The organism is Candidatus Mycalebacterium zealandia, assembly GCA_014075295.1.
Lineage (GTDB): Bacteria > Desulfobacterota_D > UBA1144 > Nemesobacterales > Mycalebacteriaceae > Mycalebacterium > Mycalebacterium zealandia.
Map to the genome: position 1 here is coordinate 1030806 of CP046180.1, position 20005 is coordinate 1050810.

Annotated in this window: 22 protein-coding genes and 1 tRNA gene; 8 read left to right on the forward strand and 15 right to left on the reverse strand. The window is 50.8% G+C overall.

The genetic code is table 11. The features are described 5' to 3' along the window. Window positions 1–4: 4 nt before the first annotated feature. Window positions 5–1849 carry a VacB/RNase II family 3'-5' exoribonuclease gene (locus tag GKS04_05280; protein QMU56535.1) on the reverse strand — a complete coding sequence of 615 codons (1845 nt, stop codon included), beginning with the start codon at window positions 1847–1849 and terminating at the stop codon, window positions 5–7. 99 nt (window positions 1850–1948) lie between these two features. Between GKS04_05280 and GKS04_05285 the strand changes: the two genes are divergently transcribed. Then, a complete protein-coding gene (locus tag GKS04_05285; protein QMU56536.1) occupies window positions 1949–2137 on the forward strand; it encodes a hypothetical protein in 189 nt (62 codons plus the stop codon). A gap of 8 nt (window positions 2138–2145) precedes the next feature. Here GKS04_05285 and pilQ read toward each other — a convergent pair whose 3' ends face one another. From pilQ to miaB, 11 genes are all read right to left on the reverse strand, one after another. Then, window positions 2146–3540, reverse strand: coding sequence for a type IV pilus secretin PilQ (gene pilQ / locus GKS04_05290; protein QMU56537.1), 1395 nt, complete (start codon window positions 3538–3540; stop codon window positions 2146–2148). Continuing rightward, a complete protein-coding gene (locus GKS04_05295) occupies window positions 3537–3950 on the reverse strand; it encodes a hypothetical protein (GenBank protein ID QMU56538.1) in 414 nt (137 codons plus the stop codon). The genes pilQ and GKS04_05295 overlap by 4 nt, the downstream gene beginning before the upstream one ends. Beyond that, window positions 3947–5029, reverse strand: a complete 1083-nt coding sequence (locus GKS04_05300) for a hypothetical protein (protein ID QMU56539.1) — start codon at window positions 5027–5029, stop codon at window positions 3947–3949. Before GKS04_05300 ends, GKS04_05295 begins: the two co-directional genes overlap by 4 nt. A gap of 4 nt (window positions 5030–5033) precedes the next feature. After that, window positions 5034–5810: a hypothetical protein gene (locus GKS04_05305; GenBank protein QMU56540.1), complete on the reverse strand. Its 777-nt coding sequence runs from the start codon at window positions 5808–5810 to the stop codon at window positions 5034–5036. Continuing rightward, window positions 5801–6214, reverse strand: a complete 414-nt coding sequence (locus GKS04_05310; GenBank protein ID QMU56541.1) for a helix-turn-helix domain-containing protein — start codon at window positions 6212–6214, stop codon at window positions 5801–5803. Before GKS04_05310 ends, GKS04_05305 begins: the two co-directional genes overlap by 10 nt. 102 nt (window positions 6215–6316) lie before the next feature. Further along, window positions 6317–6389 (reverse strand) — tRNA-Phe (locus GKS04_05315). 80 nt (window positions 6390–6469) lie between these two features. Further along, on the reverse strand, window positions 6470–7825 hold the full coding sequence (locus GKS04_05320) for an outer membrane beta-barrel protein (protein QMU56542.1): 1356 nt from the start codon (window positions 7823–7825) through the stop codon (window positions 6470–6472). Further along, window positions 7825–9036: an ammonium transporter gene (amt, locus tag GKS04_05325; GenBank protein QMU56710.1), complete on the reverse strand. Its 1212-nt coding sequence runs from the start codon at window positions 9034–9036 to the stop codon at window positions 7825–7827. Before amt ends, GKS04_05320 begins: the two co-directional genes overlap by 1 nt. A 168-nt stretch (window positions 9037–9204) precedes the next feature. Beyond that, the gene (locus tag GKS04_05330) at window positions 9205–9543 is read right to left on the reverse strand and encodes a DUF3240 domain-containing protein (GenBank protein QMU56543.1); all 339 of its coding nucleotides are present in this window, start codon (window positions 9541–9543) and stop codon (window positions 9205–9207) included. Between the two features lie 77 nt (window positions 9544–9620). Continuing rightward, window positions 9621–10562: a 4-hydroxy-3-methylbut-2-enyl diphosphate reductase gene (ispH, locus tag GKS04_05335; GenBank protein ID QMU56711.1), complete on the reverse strand. Its 942-nt coding sequence runs from the start codon at window positions 10560–10562 to the stop codon at window positions 9621–9623. An 8-nt stretch (window positions 10563–10570) separates the two neighbouring features. Continuing rightward, window positions 10571–11920, reverse strand: coding sequence for a tRNA (N6-isopentenyl adenosine(37)-C2)-methylthiotransferase MiaB (gene miaB, locus GKS04_05340; GenBank protein ID QMU56544.1), 1350 nt, complete (start codon window positions 11918–11920; stop codon window positions 10571–10573). A 67-nt stretch (window positions 11921–11987) separates the two neighbouring features. Between miaB and GKS04_05345 the strand changes: the two genes are divergently transcribed. The 3 genes from GKS04_05345 to uvrC all read left to right on the forward strand — a co-directional run bounded on the left by GKS04_05345 (window position 11988) and on the right by uvrC (window position 15274). Continuing rightward, a complete protein-coding gene (locus GKS04_05345) occupies window positions 11988–12191 on the forward strand; it encodes a hypothetical protein (GenBank protein ID QMU56545.1) in 204 nt (67 codons plus the stop codon). 4 nt (window positions 12192–12195) lie between these two features. Continuing rightward, complete coding sequence (locus tag GKS04_05350; protein QMU56546.1) at window positions 12196–13608, forward strand: sodium:solute symporter family protein; 1413 nt, start codon at window positions 12196–12198, stop codon at window positions 13606–13608. A 73-nt stretch (window positions 13609–13681) separates the two neighbouring features. Then, a complete protein-coding gene (gene uvrC / locus GKS04_05355) occupies window positions 13682–15274 on the forward strand; it encodes an excinuclease ABC subunit UvrC (protein QMU56547.1) in 1593 nt (530 codons plus the stop codon). A gap of 31 nt (window positions 15275–15305) precedes the next feature. Here uvrC and GKS04_05360 read toward each other — a convergent pair whose 3' ends face one another. Further along, window positions 15306–16559, reverse strand: coding sequence for an AAA family ATPase (locus tag GKS04_05360; GenBank protein QMU56548.1), 1254 nt, complete (start codon window positions 16557–16559; stop codon window positions 15306–15308). Between the two features lie 69 nt (window positions 16560–16628). Here GKS04_05360 and GKS04_05365 point away from each other — a divergent pair, with 69 nt between their 5' ends. The 4 genes from GKS04_05365 (at window position 16629) to GKS04_05380 (ending at window position 18958) form a co-directional block, all read left to right on the forward strand. Continuing rightward, a complete protein-coding gene (locus GKS04_05365) occupies window positions 16629–17657 on the forward strand; it encodes a M42 family peptidase (protein ID QMU56549.1) in 1029 nt (342 codons plus the stop codon). Between the two features lie 14 nt (window positions 17658–17671). After that, entirely contained in the window at window positions 17672–18001 is a 330-nt protein-coding gene (locus GKS04_05370; GenBank protein QMU56550.1) for a hypothetical protein, read from the forward strand. Next, window positions 17998–18384 carry a lactoylglutathione lyase gene (gene gloA, locus GKS04_05375; protein QMU56551.1) on the forward strand — a complete coding sequence of 129 codons (387 nt, stop codon included), beginning with the start codon at window positions 17998–18000 and terminating at the stop codon, window positions 18382–18384. Before GKS04_05370 ends, gloA begins: the two co-directional genes overlap by 4 nt. Window positions 18385–18781: 397 nt before the next feature. Continuing rightward, window positions 18782–18958 (forward strand): hypothetical protein, encoded by a 177-nt coding sequence (locus GKS04_05380; GenBank protein ID QMU56552.1) that lies wholly within the window; start codon window positions 18782–18784, stop codon window positions 18956–18958. A gap of 39 nt (window positions 18959–18997) precedes the next feature. Here the strand turns inward: GKS04_05380 and GKS04_05385 are convergent, their stop codons facing one another. Both GKS04_05385 and GKS04_05390 read right to left on the reverse strand, forming a co-directional pair. Continuing rightward, window positions 18998–19198, reverse strand: coding sequence for a hypothetical protein (locus GKS04_05385; GenBank protein ID QMU56553.1), 201 nt, complete (start codon window positions 19196–19198; stop codon window positions 18998–19000). 1 nt (window position 19199) lies between these two features. Then, window positions 19200–19997 carry an aldo/keto reductase gene (locus tag GKS04_05390; protein QMU56554.1) on the reverse strand — a complete coding sequence of 266 codons (798 nt, stop codon included), beginning with the start codon at window positions 19995–19997 and terminating at the stop codon, window positions 19200–19202. Window positions 19998–20005: the final 8 nt, after the last annotated feature.

The window sequence follows — 20005 nt, forward strand, 5'->3', positions numbered from 1 at the left end:
CACCTCAAACAGTCTCCATAATCGTTCTTCTTTTTTCCAAATCCGCGCCGACCACGCGCAGTTTCAGTTCGTCTCCGAGGTTGAACCACTTTCTGCGTCCGCCGCGTTTCATTCTCTCGCGCGGGACAAAACCCTCGGCGCAAATCTCCTTCAGTTCAAGAAACATTCCGAACGGCAGAATACTGATTACCTTGCCGGTAAATTTCCTGCCCGTGAGGGTTTTCATAAAGTTCGCGGTTTCAAGTCCGACGGTTTCCCGTTCGGCTTTTTCAGCTTTCCTCTCAAGCACCGAAGCCATCTCGCACAAATTGTCAAGTGGGCCGCGTGCGTATCCGCTACGCCCTTTGCAACTGAGCCGGTCAACCATTCTGTGCGCGATGATGTCGGGATAACGCCTGATGGGCGAGGTGAAATGCGAATATCTTTCAATTCCGAGCCCGAAATGCCCGACTTCGCGCGTTGAATAAACCGCCCTCTGAAGCGATTTAAGAACCATCATTTTTACCGCGCCTTCCTGTTTTTTGTCCCTGAAATCGGCGAGCAATTTCTGAATTGCCTTGCCCGCCAAACGCCGCTCAATGCTCGCTTTGTAACCTAGTTTCCCAAGTTCGGCGGAAAGGTCCGAAAGCGATTCAGAGGTCGGCGGCTCATGAACTCTGTAAACCCCCCACCCCTCGCCATCGCAAAGCCGCGAACCGACGGCCCTGTTTGCCGCTATCATAAACTGCTCAATAATCATGTTCGCAACACCTCGCTGAGCATTTCGCACGTCCTGCACCACACCAAGTGAATTCCTTACAAGTTCGGGCTCGGGCAGGTCAAAATCAAGTTCACCGCCCTCAAGACTGCGTTTTTTCATTTTGCCGTAAAGATTTTTCATCATACTCAAACTTTCTTTGATTTCCGGCGACAGTTTCGCGCCCTTTCCATCTTCAAGAAAAGCGGTTACCTGAGAATAGGTAAGACGCGCCGCGCTTTTGATGATGCTGTTGTAAATGTGAAAGTCCTCAAGCGTGCCGTCACGTGAAAACTCCATCTCAACAGTTTTTGTGAGACGGCCTTTGTTCGGAACAAGACTGCACAAATCGTTTGAAAGAGCTTCGGGAAGCATAGGTATGACGCGGGTGTCAAGATAGACGCTTGTGCCGCGCTTGAGCGCCTCTACGTCAAGGGGGCTTCCCTCCTTAACATAGTGGGAAACGTCCGCGATGCAGACCCACAAAGTGAATCCTGAACCCCGTTTTACAATGCCGACCGCGTCATCGTAGTCTTTGGCGTCGTCACCGTCTATCGTGAAAATGGTTTTCTTTCTGAGGTCAACCCTGCCATCGGCCGAATCAGACGGACGCCGTCTGCTCAACTCCCCGGCGTGCTTCAAAACCGTTTCGGGAAACTTGCCGGGAAGGGAATGTTTGTATTCAATAGCCTTTTTCTCGGTCTCAAACTCGCCCGCCCGTCCAATTATTTTTTCCACGCTTGCCACCGGAACAGCCTCTTTGCCACCGCTGGGGCGGGTGCCCGCATATCTAACTATCGCGAGATAGCCGTTTCTGAGTTTCGGCGCGCCGTCCTTTTTGCCGGAAACAAGGGCGTATTGAAAGTCCTCGCCTCTGGGAATAAGAACCACACCTCCTTCGGGTCCGGCAACGGCTTTGGCAAGAAAGGTTTCCGGAATCTGCCCGGGTTTTTTCGCCGCAGGTTTTGCCTTGCGTACGGACGGACGCCCGTTGCCGGGTTTGCGGCGCTTGGGGCGTTTTGTCAGCAATTTTTTATCCGGCGCGGAAAAGTTATGGAATTCAGGAAAGTCGCAAGCGCTCCTGAAATTGAAAAGATGCGCATCGGGGAACATTGTATATGGAATAAACGGGTTTTACACCTCTTGAAAAAAACACCCGTTTGTATACAATCGGGCGCACAAGCAAAGTCTTGTTCTACAGGGGTTTTAAAGTTGCTTAAAACAAACATTCCGGGAGGGATTGCCGTAGTCGCCTTTATTCTGCTCGTGGTGGGATTCGGCATTTCTCTGAACACCTCAATAAACTGGGGGCTTTACTTCAAAATCCTCGCCGTGGTCGGGTCCATCGCGCTCGCCGTGGCGCTCATAACGCGGTTTCTCCCGTCTTCGGAAAAAAACTGACCGAATTCCTAACTCACTATTCGCGGAGTGATAAAGAGAATGAGTTCTCTTTCCACCGTTTGCCTTTTTGAGCTTTTGAATATGGAGCCGAGAAGCGGAATTGATGACAAAACCGGCACTTTGGAACTGCTTTTGCTTGTGGTTGTGGTTGTGGTAACTATTCCGCCGAGCACTATCGTCTCGCCGTCTTCGGCAAGAACTCTGGTTTTCGCCTCATTCCGCCTGATTGAGGGTTGCGAACCAACTGCAAAAGTCGCGTCCGGAGAGTTATCCGTGATGGAAATATCCATAAAGATATTGCCGTCATTTGTGATTTTCGGCTTAACCTCAAGGCTTAAAGTGGCGTCCGCAAATTCGGTTTTGGTGCCCTGTTCGGACACAGTTGAAAACGGAATTGAGATTCCTTGCTCTATTCTTGCCACCGAATTGTCAACGGTGATGATTTTTGGAGAGGAAAGTATTTTCACCTTGCCTTTGTCTTCAAGCGCGGACAGGCGGATATCAAGGTCAAAAGTGCCCGCCAGATTTCCAAGAACAACCCCGAGCACCCCTCCGCTTCCCGTGCCGACCGCGGCGGGCATATCAACAATGAAACCGTCATCAACATTGCCAAAAGCAGTGTCTATCCGCGTTCTGCCAACTTGTATGCTTGCCGGAAATCGCGCGCCGGTGTTCTTGCTTGTGTAACGTGTTCCCCATTGAATTCCGAGTTCCCTTGAAAAGTCCGTGCCCGCCTGCACGATTCTTGACTCAATAAGTATTTTCGGCGTGGGCTTGTCCAGCGACTTTACGATTCCGCCAATCCGGGCAATATTGAGCCGCGTTTCAAGAACGGCAAGACTGTTGGTTCTTTCATCAACCGAGATCCTGCCTTGTTTTGTAAGAAAAGGTTTGATGCCCGTCGCTATGTCGCGCGCCGTTGCGTAATTCACAAAAAACTGTTTGGACACGAGTTTTTCCGTTTTCTCAACAAGTTGCGCCGTGTCAGACGCCTCTCTGCGCCTTTTGCTTATGTTTTCAAGCGATGAAATCTTGACGACATTGCCCTCGACAAAAGCGCCCAAACCGTTCTCGGCAAGCACAATGGAAAGTACCTGATCCCAGGGAACATCACGCAGCTCCATATAAACAGTTCCACTCACATCGCCCGTGATGATAATGTTGAAGCCGCCAATTTGCGCTATCTGCATTATCACCTCGCGCGTGTCCGCACCTTTGTATATAAAAGTGCCTTTCCCACCCCTGTAAACCGGTTCGTCCGCACCGAAAGAGGAATAGCGGAAGTCAAACGCCCACGCCACATCGCTGTCCGGAGCGTTTTGCGCGGCGGACAATGCGGGCGCGCAGAAAACAAAAACCGCACACACAATACAGAAACTGATAAATTCCTTAGCGACTCTCATTTTCCAAATGGGACAAACACCGTTTTTAAATCCCTCTCGGCGGAAACCCCATCCTCTTTTACTTTGGCGATTTTGAAACCGAATGCGGTCTGTCCGGGTTCAACCCAGAGCGTGCGGCCGCCAGAAACCAGCATGGCGAAATTCCGGTCGGCAAATTTTACAAAGCCCGCCACTTTGAGCGGAAACTTTCCTGGTGAGACGCGTTTGGCCTCTGCGGGCTTTTTATGCGGAGAGGAAAAAGTTTTGACGGCTGAGGTTGCCGGGCCCGGTCCTGAAAATTCGCGGACGGTTTCACCGGACCCGCTCTTCAGATACGAAAAAGGCAACACCGCACACACGCAAAGCGCGACAACAACGGCGGCTCGCAGTTTGCGGGACTGATCCGGCTTTATGAGATTAACCTTTATCATGCGGCTTTCTTCATCATTCTGAGAGCTAGCCCGAACGCGACCGCGGATTTCGCGCTCAAACCTTCAGGGAAACCGTTTCCACTCCGCCCCGCCAGCAGAGGGTCCGCGTATTCGGCATCCACTCCAAGTGTTTCGGCGACCTTTTCCCGCAAACCATACAGCAGGGAACCTCCGCCTGAAAGAACAACTTTTCCGAGGTTATCATTTCCGCAATCGCAGAACATCTCAAGGTTGGATTTCACTTCGTGCAGTATAGACAATGAAAAATCGGCGGCGGCGGAAAGAAACTCGCGTCTTGAAACCGCGCCGAGAGATATTTTTTCCGCTTCCGCCTCATCAACTGTAAGGTCTCCCGCGCGCGCGATTTTAAGCGTGAGTTCGCCCGAAGCGGTGGAAAGATCCCTGGTGAAAACCGTTTTCCCGTCTTTCAAAACAGCGAGGTTTGTTACGCTGTGCCCAATGTTGAGCAAAACCGTGAGCCCTTCCGGAGAGCTAACGCGGCGGTTGTATGAGTTGATAATCGCAAAGCCGTCATAGTCCAAAACTTCGGGAACAAATCCCGAAGAACGCAGAGCGGAAACATAATCGCGGACGGCGTCTTCTCTGGCAACCGCGACAAGAACATCTTCGGGGCTTTGCGGATGTCGATAGAAACTGTGGCGGCAGCCGTCCAATCCTTCGGGAAAGAACTTGCTTAAATGAAGCAAAACCGCGTCTTCGGCAGCTCCGGAATCCGCCGAAAGCGGAATCTTTAGTTTGCTTGTAAAAACCGCGCAACCCGAAACACCAACCGCCGTGCGCGCGCCTTTGAGTTCAAAATCATCGCGCAAGGAAAGCAATCCCGAACATAAGGAATCAAAATTCTCTATTTCCTTGTCTTTGAAAACACCGGAATCCTGAAGAGATTCGCGTGCGTGAAGGGGAAAATCCGTTTCGCTCCCGGAAGCGTTGTTGAGAACCACAACTTTGGTGGAATAAGACCCTATATCAATGCCGACCGCGTTCCTGTTCCGGAAAAATCCGGCTGAAAAATCTTTGATTGAACAGTCAAATATTCTGTTCCGAAAAAGAGTCCTCATTCTATTAACTGTTTCGTGAAATAAATCTTGAAAGCGAAATAACTTTCTTTGAGCCGGTTTTTTCGGCGTCTTTGGAATCTTCCGCCGCCGTCTCAATTATTTTCGGCTCCTCGGGGCAATCATCAATAATTTCTTCCAAAATTTTGCGCATAACCTTCAGCGCGCCGACCGAGTGCTGTTTCATGTAGGGCTTCGCGTAGTGCTTGTCTATAATCTCTTTCTGCCTTTTTGTGGCAAAGTAATGCAGAATGAAAACCTGATTGTTCAATACAACAAGAAGCGCGATATATAGAAGAAGGTTGTCTTTCAAAACCTGTTTCATAATCAGCGTTTTTGAGGAGTTTATAGTAACAACTCCGTAGGGATTACCGTCCGTGCCCACAAGAAACGGCGCGGAAACGGTAAACACGCCACCTTTATCGCGAACGCCGTATCCCCTTTCCTCCGAATACAACTGTCTGGTCTGACGCCCCTGAAAATTCTCCTTTGTGAAAGCAACATCAAACGAAGACGGAACAACATTGAAGGTTTTAAAAACTCCGGCGGACCCGTGCTTGGTTCTGAGGAAGGAGTAAAACTCCGCGCTTGTCGGGTTGATGTTGTGAACGGCAAACTCGGCCGCCTCGTTTCCTATTAATTCGGAAGTGGCAACAGTTTTTGTGATAACGTCAGATTTCGCGCTACTGAACTGGCTGTAGAAAACCGCGCCGACAAGAAACAAAATCGCGGCTTCTATAAAAAGAACTTTGTAAAAAAGCCCGAGACGTCCAATCAAGCGCATTTAAGAAATTCTTCAAGTATCTTTCTAGCTTCAGTGTTCTGATAATGTTTGAACAGCATAAATATCATGCCGTTGAAGTCCTTTTTTACCTCATCGTCAAGAACCCTGTATAACTTCACCAGATACCTCTCCTCGTCAGTCAAAATTTCAAACTCTTTTTCGCCAATCAACTCTTTTTCAAGAAATTTATGCAGTTTTTCGCGACGGGAAAGATTCCATATCTCCTCCACGCTCACACGAAGACATTGCGCAATCTGGTGGCACCTCTCATGAGAAGGAGAATCCGCTTTTCCGGTTTCAAGCTGGTGGATATAAACCTTTGAAACATCAAGATAGCGCGCAAGCACGCCTTGAGTTATTCCCCTTTGCTTGCGCTTTGCTTTTAAATAGTCACCAAAAGTCATTGTTATAGACCTGATTCTTGTTAAGAAAAATACCTAACTTGTCCAAAAGTACCTTGAAACCACCAATTTTGTCAATACGGAATAGAAATCTGTTCCGAAAGGTGCCCGGAGACGGAATCGAACCGCCGACACGAGGATTTTCAGTCCTCTGCTCTACCGACTGAGCTATCCGGGCGGAAGATGCTATTCTACAATAGAAAAAGCCGGCTGCAAACGCGACCGGCTTTTTGAACAAAGTTAAAGATTTCTCTTTTTCTATATTGAATAGAGCAACTGAAAAAGCAACCCGTGCTGGTCTTTCTTGTCGCCGCTGTCGCTCGGAAAGTAGTGGACATCCGCTCTGTCCCAACGGTATTCAAAACGGGTTTCAAGGGTTCCCTTGTCGCCACCGTCTCCAAACGGCTTCCAACCCACTGTCGGCGTCAACTCAAACAGTTTCACGCCGTTGCCGTCCGTATCAGAGTCGTCAACATATTCCGCTCTCAATGAAAGTGTTGTGCCCTTATTCGCCTCATAAATCAGATAACCGCCAACGCCCCAACGGAAGAAATCGTTGTAAGCAACACCCGTGGGTCCTATAAAGGTAGTTTCCGTAGTATCCGCTGTTCGCGGGTCGTCTCCGGTAATGGTTTCCAAAACGGGTTCGGCAAGACCATCGCCCACCCATGTGAATTCCACATCACCGACAAATGTGAGTTTGCCCGAAGTCATGCTTCCGACAAGCGTCAAAAGCGTGCGCGTTTTGTTGTCGGAGGGGTTCGCGGACACCATACTAGTAGAAGCGTCAGACATTTCATAGGCCGTAAAATCCGCCAGAGAGCCGTCATCGTCTCTTGCAAAAGCTTTACTCTCAAGAAAATCGCTTTTCCCCACATAAAGAGTCGCGCCGAGCCAGAGGTCGTTTATAAATCCAGTTTCGGACCCGTGCGAATACGCCGTCTGAAACTCAAAGGTTTTGCCATCATCATTATCGTCAACTGCGTCCCAGTCGTTGCTTATGCCAAAGGTCAAATCAACGCCGGACGCGCTGTAAGACGCTCTGGCGCCCGAATGAGCAAACGGGATTCTGTAAAACAGAAGCGAACGGCTGATGTTTGTGTTGTTTTTCGCCTCTATGAGTTCCCAGCCCGCAAGCGTTGTGAACTGCCCCGCGATTATGCTGAAATTCTCCGAAGGGGCAATGCTGATGTATGCCTGATAAGGACTTACCGCACCGTCTCCGTCCGAATTGAATCCGAACCCGAGACGCTCCGCCTGTTCTCCGAAAAGGATGTCCGCCCTGAAACCGACCTTGTCCATCGGAGACGCGCCAGTCGCGTCCGCCTCTTTTTCAAGCGACAGCGTGAAGGAGTCTATTGAGAAGTCGTTGTGTTCGGGATAAAGCCCTCTTTCCCCGGGGCAACCCGCCACAGTCTCATTGTCGCAGTTGAAAACATACTGGTATGTCGTGTCAAGAGACGCGCCCACATTCACCATGCCAATAAAAGTTGACACTGGAATATCCGCTTTTGCCACCGCCGCAGAAAACTGCAGAACAACCGCAACCGCGAAAATACTTAAAAACCTGTTAAAAACTTTCATCATATCCCCCTTAAGGTCTAAAAATTGCATTATTTAATTTTATACGCTTCCATTCCGTGCTCGCCGACATCAAGTCCGATGTATTCTTCCTCTTCGGAAACACGAAGCCCGAATATCGCTTTTATAAGATAGAAAAGCACGAAAGCGCTAACCGCGCAGAAAATCGCGAACGCTCCGATGCCGATAAGCTGTTTGCCGACTGTGTGCTCGGGATTTGAACTGAAAATCCCAACCGCGAGCGTCCCCCAGATTCCGCAAGTCAAGTGAACGGAAATCGCTCCGACCGGATCATCGATGGTCAATTTGTCTATAAAGAGAACCGAGAGAACAACCAAAACACCGGCAACCAAACCTACAAGCACGGAATTCCCCGGACTTATGACGTCGGCGCCTGCGGTTATTCCGACAAGACCCGCGAGAGAGCCATTAAGAATCATTGAAAGGTCGGGCTTTTTGTTGATAATCCAGGCCGCCGCCATCGCGCCGCAAATTCCCGCCGCCGCGGCAAGCGAAGTGGTTACAAACACAAGCGAAACCAGACCCGGGTCGGCGGAAAGAACCGAGCCGCCGTTAAATCCATACCATCCGAACCAGAGCAGAAAAACCCCGATTGTGGCAAGCGGCAAACTATGCCCCGGAAGAACCTTGACTTTTCCACCGGCCGAATACCTGCCTTTACGTGCGCCGAGAAGAATCGCGCCCGCAAGTGCTCCCCACCCGCCAACGCTGTGAACTATCGTTGAACCGGCAAAGTCGTAAAAACCAAGCGCGTCAAGCCACCCGCCGCCCCACTTCCATGAACCGGCGACCGGATATACAAAAGCGACATAAACCGTGGCAAAAATAAGAAAACTTCCGAGTTTAATTCTCTCCGCAACCGCGCCCGAAACTATGGTCGCGGCGGTGGCGGCGAACATCGCCTGAAAAATAAAGTCGGAAAAATACGTGTAACTGCCATCCGCATATCCTATAAGACCGGCAACCCCTTCCGGGGAGGAAATTCCAAATCCGGCAAACCCGAAGTAGCCCGCCGCGCCCTCGGCAAATCCCGGATACATAAGATTGAACCCGCAAAGCGCGTAAGTGAGAATTCCTATAGCAATAATTGAAACATTTTTGAAAAGTATGTTGACGGTGTTTTTTGATCTTGTGAGCCCGCTTTCAAGACACGCAAACCCCAGATGCATTATAAAAACAAGAATTGCCGCCAGAAGAATCCACAGGTTATTAACAGTGAACATTTCAGGGCTCACATTGGCGGCGTAGGCGGAAGTTGTTGATAACAGCAGAGCACCCGCGAAGAACAGAAGCGTTCTTGAAATTCCCAAATCTACGTCCGCACGCCCACGGAATTTTTCATAAAACAAAAAACCTTCCCTCCTGTTGATTTGTAATGGCCGGACAAAAACTCATATGGCGTCTTCGCCCCGTTCTCCGGTTCTGATTCTTATGACTTCCTCAATCGGTATGATGAAAATCTTTCCGTCTCCGGTTTTTCCGGTTTTGGCGCTTTGAGTGATAACATCAATAATTGAAGAAACCATTTCATCCGTCGCTACAATCTCAACCTTAACTTTTGGAAGAAAATCTATTACGTATTCGGAGCCTCTGTAAATTTCGGCATGCCCCTTCTGCCTGCCAAATCCTTTGACCTCGCTCACAGTCATACCCTGAATGCCAATATCTTTCAGAGCGTCTTTAAGATCTTCAAGAATAAAAGGCTTTACTATCGCTTCAATTTTCTTCATGTTCCCCGCTCCATTTTTAGTTGTTTTTCATAATCCCCGCTGTCCGCGTGGGAAATGTAACAGAGGTGGAAAAACTGTCAAGAATCTCGAAAAAAGTTTTTAGGCACGCTGAAATGCACGTCTTCGGTAACCGCATCCGGATCCCGCGTGATTTCCCATCCCGTCCATTCGCGCAGGCGGGAAGCGACTTTTTTAACTACGTCTTCGGGAGCCGAAGCGCCTGCGGTGAGTCCGATTTTCTCCGCGCCGCGAAGCCACTCGCGGTCTATGTCATCCGGTCCGTCCACAAGATAGGCGCGCGCGCCAAGCAATTTGGCGACCTCTTTCAGACGGTTTGAATTGGAACTTGTCTCCGACCCGACCACAAAAACCACATCGCAATCCGCCGCCATTTTTTTTACGGCATCCTGACGGTTTTGAGTCGCGTAGCAAATGTCATCTTTTTTCGGCAGGCGTATTTGCGGAAATCTGTCGCGCAACAGATTTACAAGCACGCGTGTGTCATCAACCGAGAGAGTGGTCTGTGTAACATAGGCGAGTTTTGACGGGTCTTTTACTTCCAGCGCGGCAATGTCTTTCTCGTTCTCCACAAGATAAACCCCGCCTTCGGACTGACCGAGAGTTCCCTCAACTTCGGGATGCCCCTTGTGCCCTATCATCACAATTTCATAGCCGTTTGAACGCAGGCGCGAAACCTCGGAATGAATCCTTGAAACCAGGGGGCATGTGGCGTCATAGATTTTGAGCCCCCTGCCTTCGGCGATTCTGCGGACGTGGCGCGAAACGCCGTGCGCGGAATACACAATCGGCAAACCGGATGGAACGTCCGAGGGGTCTTCAATAAAAACAACGCCGCGCTTTTTGAAATCCTCAACAACGGTTTTGTTGTGAACAATTTCGTGTTTTACATAAACCGGCGCGCCGTGTTTTTCCAAAACCTTTTCAACAATCGCTATGGCCCTTTCCACTCCGGCGCAAAAACCGCGCGGACTGACAAGCGAAACGGTGTTTGCCGACACGGAACCACTCACGCGACAATCTCCTCGCCCGCAATTTCGCCGCGAAGGGAGTTCGCGAGCCCATCCGTTACACGCACTTTTACAAGACTTCCCGCAAGAGAAGCGTCTCCGATGAAATTCACTATTCTGTTGTGCGTGGTTCGCCCCGTCATCCAGCCGTTTCCGTGTTTGCCTTCGCCGGACACAAGAACTTCCTCGTCTCTGCCCTCGCGCGCGCGATTGCTCTCAAGAGTAATTTCGCGCTGGCGCTCCTGAAAAACTGCGAGCCGCCCGTCTGAGGTTTCAGAGCTTATCTGTTCGTCCGCGGCTGCGGCTGGAGTTCCGGGACGCGGCGAAAACTTAAACGAAAAAGAGCTGTCAAAACGCGCTTTTTCAAGCAAATCCATTGTTTGCGCAAAATCGTCCCCGTTCTCTCCGGGAAAACCAACTATGACGTCAGTTGAGACCGCGATATCGGGAATGGCGTCTCTGAGACGGTCAACCGCTTCAAGGTACCACCCGGACGTGTATGTGCGGTTCATGAGTTTCAAAACCCTGTCCGAACCGGACTGAACGGGCAGATGTATGTGGCGACACACCTTCGGGGTGTCCCGCATTGCTTCAATCATTTTCCTCGTTATGTCACGCGGGTACGGCGTTGTGAAACGGATTCTTTCAAGCCCTTCAGTCTCCGCCGCCGCGCGCAGAAGGTCGGAGAATTTTTCGCCTTCGCCTTTCCATGAATTGACCGTCTGCCCCACAAAGGTTATCTCTTTCGCCCCTTTGGATACGAGCATTCGCGTCTCCGACAGTATGTCCGCGAGAGGTCTGTTGACCTCATCGCCTCTCACGGTTGGCACAATGCAGTAGGCGCATCGTTTGTTACATCCCTGCTGAACGGAAACAAACGCGCTGACTCTGGATTTGTCATGGGCGGGGGAAATCGCGAAGGTTTCCTCAACATCAAAAGAGGTTTCGGATTTTCTTATGCGTTCGCTCTCTCTGCTCTGCTCAATGTCGGCAATGAGCGCGGGAAGTTTCGGTATCGCCCGGGGACCGATAACAAAATCAAGATGCGGATTTTTTTTAAGCATCGCGTCCCCGTATAATTGAGCGACGCAACCCGCCATTCCGATTACCACTTCGGGTTTCGCGGCTTTCAGCCCCTTGAACTTTCCAACGCTGCTGAACGCCTTGTGGTCAGCTTTCTCCCTTATAGCACAGGTATTGACAACTATGTAGTCCGCCAAAGACGGCTCGGGCGTCTTTTCGGCTCCGAGAGCGGACGCGATTCTGTCCGAGTCATACTCATTCATCTGGCACCCGTAGGTTTCAATGTAGAGTAGCGACGGATTTTTTTCTGAATTTCTTTCCCTCATTTGTAAAACCGGGCGATATTATTACATAATATATGTTCTATTATAAAGCCGGGCGGGACTTGAGCAATTGAAAAGCCGAAACCTCTGGAAAATCACGATTCCCCTCGCCGTCGCGCTCGCGGCGCTGGCGTTTATACCGTCAATCATTCCTGCCGGGGTCGCCGAGCCGTTTGTGTTTGGCATTCCGAGAACCCTGTGGGCGAGTATGGCAATTTCCCTTTCAATCTATCTTGTGCTCATCATCGCGATGATTTTATCAAAGGAAAACTGATTTTTTGAGCAAAGGAACAACATTTATAGCGGTCGCGTTTGTTTATATAGCGGTTCTGATAACCCTCGCTCTTGTGGGCAACAGAAAAAACAAGGGCGATGAGAAGGAGTTTTTCCTTGCGGGCGGAAACCTCGGAACAATAATCGGCTTCCTGACGTTTTTCGCCACCCTTTACAGCACGTTCATTCTGATAGGAATGCCGAACTTTTTTAGGGTTCACGGGGTTGGAACGTGGATATTTCTCGGCGTAACAGACATGGCGCTTGCCGTTTTCACTCTATGGCTGTGCTTCAAACTCAAAGACAGAATCGCGTCAAAGGATTTCCGCAGCATGTCGGATTTGATAAGAGATTCATTCGGCGGCTGGGGCGTGGTGGTCTATGTCATGGGGCTAGTAATTTTTCTGATTCCGTATATCGCCATTCAAATCAAGGGCGCGTCCGGGCTTCTGTCGGCGATTGTGCCGTATTCCATTCCGCAATGGGGCTGGGCGCTGATAATTCTCGTGCTGATGTTTCTCTACTCGTCAATCGGGGGTTTGCGCGGAATTATGTATTGCGATGCGTTGCAGGGAATTATGCTTTTCAGCGTCATATGGATAATGGCGGCAGTTGTTTTATCAAAATTCGGCGGATTGGGCCCTCTTTTTCAGGCGGTCGCCGAAACCGATGAGCGATTACTTTCCGTTCCGGGACCAAAGGGGTTATTGTCTACTCAGTGGCTGATTGCGGGATTTATCTCAATAGTTCTTCTGCCCGTATCGCAACCACAACTCACTTCGCGTCTGTCTATTCTCAAAGGTGTAAATGAAAGGCGCAAAGTGCCCGTTCTGCACGCCTCTTTCACTTTTCTGCTTTTAATCGCCGGGTTGATAATCGGTCTTTACGGAGCGGTGGCAATCACGGCGAACTCCGGTCCCGAATTCATAGGAAAACTCATACTTGAACAAAACGCGGTGATTGGCGCGATAGCGCTCATCGGAATTCTCGCGGCGGCAATGTCAACTTCGGATTCACAATTTTTCGCGCTCGGCTCGGAAATAAACAACGCGCTCGGAAGAATCAGTGAAAAACTGAAAATCTCGGCGGTCGTGTTCGTAAAATTCATAATTCTGATATTCTGCGCGGCGGCTTTTGCCGTGGCGATGAAAAGCTCCCAGGGCATCATATCTCTCGCCATATCGGGCTTTATGGGAACCGCGCTGATGGCTCCGATGGTTATGGCGTCCACGCTTATCAAGGAAAGAAAGTTGAGTACCGTTATTCCGGCAATCACGGCGGCGAGTCTGGTTTTCTTTCTGCTTTCCTTGTTCGGCGTAACGCCGAAAATCGCGTGGGGCCTACGCACGGACCTGCTGCTTCTCGCGTTCAACTCCGCCGCCACAATTCTGATTGTTTCCTCAGACGGAGATTCATAGTCCGGTTTTGAAACTCGTCTCTCAAGAATCAGATTTTTTTCCTTCCTCCCTGCCCTCTTCCTGCGGCGTCTATATGATGAAAAACCCGAACGGGAGGATAATTTACATCGGCAAAGCGGCTAACTTGAAAAGCCGCGTGCGGTCATATTTCAGCGCGAAAAACGATTCAAGACCGCAAGTGTCATACCTTATGCGCGAAGCGGCGGACATTGACTACATCGTGTCGGTTGACGAGCACGAAGCGCTTATTCTTGAAAACTCGCTCATCAAAAAACACAAACCGAAATTCAACATTCAGCTCAAAGACGACAAAACCTACGCGTCTTTGCGCCTGTCAATGAACGAGGAGTTTCCGCGCCTTTCGGTAACGCGCAAAGTGCGCGCGGACGGCGCGTCTTATTTCGGCCCCTTCTCGCACGGCGGCGCGCTGAAACAGAGCGCGAAACTCGTCCACCGGCTTTTCACGGTGCGCGACTGCTCAAACAGCAAATTCAAACGGCATTCAAGCCGCCCGTGCCTGAACTACGACATGGGGCTGTGTTCGGGACCGTGCGCGGGAATGACGGAAAAATCCGAATACCGCGCTCTTTGCCTCAAAGCCGAAGCATTCTTGAGGGGCGACAGAAAAGGCGTGGCGGCGTGGCTGAAAAAGAAGATGAAAAAGGCGTCCGATGAAACAAGGTACGAAGACGCTTCGCGTTACAAAGACCTTTTGTCCGCGCTTGGGACCGGCGGTCTTGAAAAGGTCGTGTCGTCAAGTTTCACCGACAGGGACATCATAGAAATGGCGGCGGACGAAAAAAGTTTTGAATTTGTCGTTCTCTTTCACAGAGGCGGCGGAGTTGTGGACAAAGCGGAGATTTCCGCGAAAAACACGGGCGCGGACGTGCGCTCCGCGTTCGCCGAATTTCTGGGAAGGTTCTACGACGAAGGCAGGCAGGTTCCGCCCGAAATTATTGTGCCTTCCGAGCCGGAACACAAGCGGACATACGAAAAATGGCTTTCGGAAAAACGCGGCGGCGCGGTCAAAATAGTCGCGCCGAAAAAAGGAATGAAAACAAAACTTCTGCGTCTCGCGGCGGACAACGCGAGGGAATCTATCAGAAAAAAACGTGCGGGGGAGGAGAAAAACCGCGATGTTCTGTTCGGACTGAAAAAGGCGTTGAAACTGTCAAAGGTTCCGCGCGAAATAGAGTGTTTTGACATATCCAACACTCAAGGGAAAGAAACAACGGGCTCGGCGGTACGGTTTAGCGGCGGCGCGCCCGATAAAAAACGCTACAAACGCTACAAAATAAAAACAGTCGCGGGGCAGGATGATTTCGCGGGCATAAAAGAGATGCTTTCACGGCGGCTCAAAAGAGCGGGTGAAACGAGCTATGAACTGCCTGATTTAATCCTCATAGACGGCGGCAAAGGGCAATTATCCGCCGCAGTTGAAGCGATAAGGGAACTTGGATTTTCCGGCGCGGCGGACATCGCGGCGATTGCGAAAGGACGCGGGAGAGAACAGGGAGATTCCATCTACACTCCCGGAAGAAAAAATCCATGGACGCCCGTCAAAAACCGCGAAGGCCTCTTTCTTCTTATGAGGATACGGGACGAGGCGCACCGCTTCGCGCTCGGCTACCACAAAACCCTGCGCGGCAAACGGTTTTTCCGGTAACGGACGCACACTACAAAATTTCGCGGTTTTCTCATTTTCTCTTTTTCCATTTCTCATCAAGATATTTTTTAAGCGCGGCTTCGCGTCCGCGTTCGGACGGTTTGTAGTAAATCCGATTTTTCAGTTTGCCGGGTAGATTTTCCTGACCCGCGAAAGCGTCCTGCTCATCGTGCGGATACTGGTAGCCCTTTCCGTAACCCATATCTTTCATCAGGCGCGTGGGCGCGTTTCGTATGTGCATCGGGATTTCAAGGTCGGGATGTTTTTTTACATCGCGTTCCGCTTCTCTCAAACCCGAATACGCCGCGTTACTTCGCGGGCAACTTGCCAGATAGGTCGCCGTTTGCGCGAGAACAATCCGCGCTTCGGGCATTCCTATGTAATTGACCGCCGTGAAGCAGTCCGTTGCGAGTGTAAGCGCGTATGGCTCGGCGTTGCCGATGTCTTCGGACGCGAGCACTATCAACCGCCGCGCGATAAAAAGCGGTTCTTCGCCGGCGGCAAGCATTCGCGTGAGATAGTGGAGCGCGCCGTCCGGGTCGCTCGCACGCACGCTTTTTATGAAAGCCGAGATTGTGTTGTAATGCTCGTCGCCGTCTTTGTCATAACGCGCCCCTTTTTGAAAAACATTTCTGACGGTTGCCGATTCCACTTCACCTCCTGAAAGTGAAACGGCGACCTCAAGCGCGTTCAGAAGCGCCCGCGCGTCTCCGCCGCACAGCGCGATTAAATTGTTTCGCGCGTCCGGGGATATTTTCGCGTTGTTGAGCGCAGCGTCCTTTTCAAGCGCTCTGTCAATTATCAGCGACAAATCATTTTCGCCGAGCGGTTCAAGGCGGTAAACGGCGCACCGCGAAAGCAGGGGCGAGATTACCTCAAAAGACGGATTTTCCGTTGTCGCGCCAATGAGCACGATTTCGCCTTCCTCAACGCTTTTGAGCAAGGTCGCCTGTTGGGCTTTGTTGAATCTGTGTATTTCGTCTATGAAAAGCACCGCGCCGCCTTTTCCCTTTGCTTTTGCCGCGCGGGAAAGCGCGTCTCTTATTTCCTTAACACCCGAAGAAACGGCGTCCATATGGATAAATTCGGCTTCATTTTCCGCCGTGAGAACGCGCGCAAGAGTGGTTTTTCCGGTTCCGGGCGGTCCCCATAAAATCATTGAGCGCGCGCCGCCGCGTCCGTCCGGGGCGCGCAAAACGCCGTCTCGTCCGAGCAGGTGGCGCTGCCCCGCGATTTCATCAAGGGATTGTGGTCGCATACGCTCTGCAATAGGGGTGTTTTCCATGTCCGTATTATACCGGAGCGCCTCCGCGCCTTTTTCCGCCGCCTGCTTTTTGGGTTATAATGCGACTTCATGAACATCAAACTGCTGAAACAACTGTGCGACATTCCCGGCATACCCGGAGACGAGGGCGCGGTTAGGGATTTCGCGGTTTCCGAACTGCGTAAATACACGAAAGACATCTCCGTTGATGTGCTGGGCAACGTCATCGCGCGCATTGGCGGCAAAGGGAAAAAACTTGTTGTTGACGCCCACATGGACGAGGTGGGCTTTATGGTAAGCCATATTGACGCTCACGGTTTTGTCCGGGTTTGTGCGCTCGGAGGGATTGACGCGAAGGTTTTTTACGGACAGCGCGTTGTGGTTCACGGCTCAAAACCGCTGGGCGCGATGGTGGGGGCGATTCCCCCGCACATAAGCAAAACCGGCGGAGACAGGGGAGTTCCCGAAATTGAGGACTGCGTGCTTGACCTCGGTCTTTCCGCGGCGAAGGTGAAAAAATATGTCAAAATCGGCGACCCCGTTATCTTTGACACCGAACTGCGGGAAACCGAAGATGCCGTAATCGCCCGCTCCATTGATGACCGGGTCGGCATTTTTGTCATTCTTTCCGCGCTCGCGGCAAAACCGAAACCGGCTTGCGACCTGTTTGTTACGCTCACGGTTCAGGAAGAGCCGGGCTTGAGAGGTGCGCGCGTAATCACGCCCGCGATTGAGCCGGATTTTGTTATCGCGCTTGAAGGAACGGTCGCGATGGATTTGCCCGGAGTCGCACCGCACAAAAGTCTCGCAAATATCGGCAAAGGTCCCGAAGTGCGTCTTTCAGACCGCTATCTCGTTGCCGACAGGGGTTTGAGTTTTTTCATAAAATCAGTCGCGGACAAAAAGAAAATTCCGTGTCAAATCACGGTTAAAAAAGCGGGCGGAACAAACGCGACCGCGATGCAGGTAACCGGAAAGGGAACCAGAGCGGCGGTTGTTTCCGTGCCGACACGGTATCTGCACAGCCCCGGCTCGGTTGCCTACAAAAGCGACATTGAAGCCGCAATCAAACTGATGAAAAGCGTGATTGAGGGAATTGGCGCGGTGAAAACCGCGTAACAGAAACCAGTGAAATGTGCGCTTCAAACCTCACCGTAATTTTCAAATCGTGCCTCACGGAGGTGGAAGGCGAAGCACCCGATTCGGTTTTTTCCGATTTTGAAACCGCGATAAGGAATAAAAAATACGATGTCCAGGACACAACAATTATTGAAGCGGTTGTGAAAGAGGAAGCGGATTCGCTTAAACAGTCATTTCTTGAAAGTTTCGCGGATTACGAAAAATCCGCTCCCGCTGGCTGGAATGCGGAAAAATCCGCAAAATCGGTTGAGATTTTCTGCGGTTGCCTTGAAATTCTTATAAACTACTACTACAACAACACTATCGCGGGGCAGTTTTCATGAAATATTTGCACACAATGATACGAGTTGGCGAGTTGGAAAGGTCAATCCGTTTCTACACCGAGGTTCTAGAGCTTGTTCACCACCGCACAACGGACTATCCGGACGGCGAATTTTCGCTCGCTTTTCTCGGATACGGCGGCGACTCCGAGCCGTTTCTTGAACTCACATACAACTACGGAGTGAGCGAATACGAACACGGCGGCGCGTATGGGCACATGGCTTTCGCCGTGGAAGACATCAAAGCCGCATGCGACAAAATCACCGAACTCGGCGGCAGGGTTACGCGCCCTCCGGGTCCGATGAAACACGGCAAAACTGTTCTCGCCTTCATTGAAGACCCTGACGGCTACAAGGTTGAACTCATAGAGAGAGGAAATCCCTGAAAACAAGGGCGACTCCCCCCCCCCTCCCCAAAAAACAGGTTAATTTTCAATCGGCTAAGAGTGCCACTGAAACAGACAAGCGCGAATGCATTTGTGGATGCTATTCTCCAATCATCCGAATTTACACATGCGGATGCCAACTCTGATGATTTGCTGACACTGGCAAGTAATATTGACAGCCAAGCATCATTGTCCATTATCGACGACCTTTTTGCTGAAGATCTCTCCTCCTTAGACACTCCGCAGGGAGATGTCTTTTACCAGAATCTTGATACGGAGCCGACACTTTTCCACTTGACGTTCCCCATTTACGTCACGGCATTTTCCACTCCGAAGGAGGAGTGAACGCGTCTGGAAGCGTAGGAACGGGAATTATGTTTGCGATGTTGGAGATGAGGTGGGAGGCGGAGCAACATGGCCTGTTTTCGCGAAGGAGGGAATTTCAATTCCCGTAACGGAAAAATCCGAAGTTTCGCTTGACGGCAGGTTTCATTATTCTCTCACAACTCCAAGGGCGGTTGAAAACATCTGGAGTCTGAGCGTAAGCGCCGGATTTTCATGCTTTTTTAGATAACACAAACACAACTTGTAGATGACGGAAAACTCTTTTCCGTCATCTGTAGGTGTGTTCCTTCAAATGCTTTTTGTCGGTAATCACCTTTAGCGTTTCACCGCAGTTTTCGCAGGCAAAGGTTACTTTTACGGGCGCGTGGCTTATGCCGAGCGTTACAAGAAACCAGCCAAGCGCGGAATAGGACGATTTGGGAGACACAAGCGGCGCGCCGACTTTGTTCCCGCATTTACAGGCTTTCATATTAAAACGCCTCGCACAGGGCGCGGAACTGCGCATCATCAAGACGCCAGCCGGAACAGCCGCAGTTTTCAACCGTTCGCTCAATACTGTCTGATTTAGGAATAACAACCACACAGTCCCGGCACAAACACCAGTTTAGCGCGACTTGCGCTTCGGTTTTGTCGGTTTCCCGAGCTATTTTACTCAAAAGCCCGTATCCGCCGCCCGATGACTCGCGGCACAGACGCCCGCTGTCAAGCGGCGTGTAGGCAATAAGCGTAACACCGTTTCGCTCGCAAAACGGAAGTAAATCGTCCTCAATCTGCCTGTCATTCAAACTGTAGCGAACCTGATTTGAAACAATCCGGGCGTTCGGCATATAACTCTGCGCCTCCTCAAACTCTGCGACCGAAAAATTGCTCACGCCTATATAACGCGCGAGTCCGTTGTCCAGAAGTTTACTCATAGCCCGCATTGTATCTTTTATCGAAAAAACTGGATTAGCCCAGTGGATTTGATAAAGGTCAATCACATCGACGCCAAGTTTTTCCAGACTCGCGTCCGCGGACTTGAGAACGTTGTCATAGCCGAGATTGCGCCCCGAAACCTTTGTCGCCATAAAAACATCGCCGCACGCGCGCCGCGCTGCTTCTCCCGAAACCCTTTCCGTGCCATACCCCTCGGCGGTGTCTATGAAGCGCGAGCCAAGTTTGATTCCGGCTTCAAGCGGCGCGGTGTCAGCTGTGTAGTTCCATGTTCCGAGACCGATTTCCGGAATTTGCGCGCCCGTGCCTCCAAGGGTTTTGAGTCCGATTTTCATTCGGGAGT

Coding starts and splice junctions, on each gene's coding strand:
- GKS04_05280 (QMU56535.1), bottom strand. CDS start 1,849: ATGTTCCCCGATGCGCATCTTTTCAATTTCAGGAGCGCTTGCGACTTT.
- pilQ (QMU56537.1), bottom strand. CDS start 3,540: ATGAGAGTCGCTAAGGAATTTATCAGTTTCTGTATTGTGTGTGCGGTT.
- GKS04_05295 (QMU56538.1), bottom strand. CDS start 3,950: ATGATAAAGGTTAATCTCATAAAGCCGGATCAGTCCCGCAAACTGCGA.
- GKS04_05300 (QMU56539.1), bottom strand. CDS start 5,029: ATGAGGACTCTTTTTCGGAACAGAATATTTGACTGTTCAATCAAAGAT.
- GKS04_05305 (QMU56540.1), bottom strand. CDS start 5,810: ATGCGCTTGATTGGACGTCTCGGGCTTTTTTACAAAGTTCTTTTTATA.
- GKS04_05310 (QMU56541.1), bottom strand. CDS start 6,214: ATGACTTTTGGTGACTATTTAAAAGCAAAGCGCAAGCAAAGGGGAATA.
- GKS04_05320 (QMU56542.1), bottom strand. CDS start 7,825: ATGCAATTTTTAGACCTTAAGGGGGATATGATGAAAGTTTTTAACAGG.
- amt (QMU56710.1), bottom strand. CDS start 9,036: ATGTTCACTGTTAATAACCTGTGGATTCTTCTGGCGGCAATTCTTGTT.
- GKS04_05330 (QMU56543.1), bottom strand. CDS start 9,543: ATGAAGAAAATTGAAGCGATAGTAAAGCCTTTTATTCTTGAAGATCTT.
- miaB (QMU56544.1), bottom strand. CDS start 11,920: ATGAGGGAAAGAAATTCAGAAAAAAATCCGTCGCTACTCTACATTGAA.
- uvrC (QMU56547.1), top strand. CDS start 13,682: ATGATGAAAAACCCGAACGGGAGGATAATTTACATCGGCAAAGCGGCT.
- GKS04_05360 (QMU56548.1), bottom strand. CDS start 16,559: ATGGAAAACACCCCTATTGCAGAGCGTATGCGACCACAATCCCTTGAT.
- GKS04_05365 (QMU56549.1), top strand. CDS start 16,629: ATGAACATCAAACTGCTGAAACAACTGTGCGACATTCCCGGCATACCC.
- GKS04_05370 (QMU56550.1), top strand. CDS start 17,672: ATGTGCGCTTCAAACCTCACCGTAATTTTCAAATCGTGCCTCACGGAG.
- gloA (QMU56551.1), top strand. CDS start 17,998: ATGAAATATTTGCACACAATGATACGAGTTGGCGAGTTGGAAAGGTCA.
- GKS04_05385 (QMU56553.1), bottom strand. CDS start 19,198: ATGAAAGCCTGTAAATGCGGGAACAAAGTCGGCGCGCCGCTTGTGTCT.
- GKS04_05390 (QMU56554.1), bottom strand. CDS start 19,997: ATGAAAATCGGACTCAAAACCCTTGGAGGCACGGGCGCGCAAATTCCG.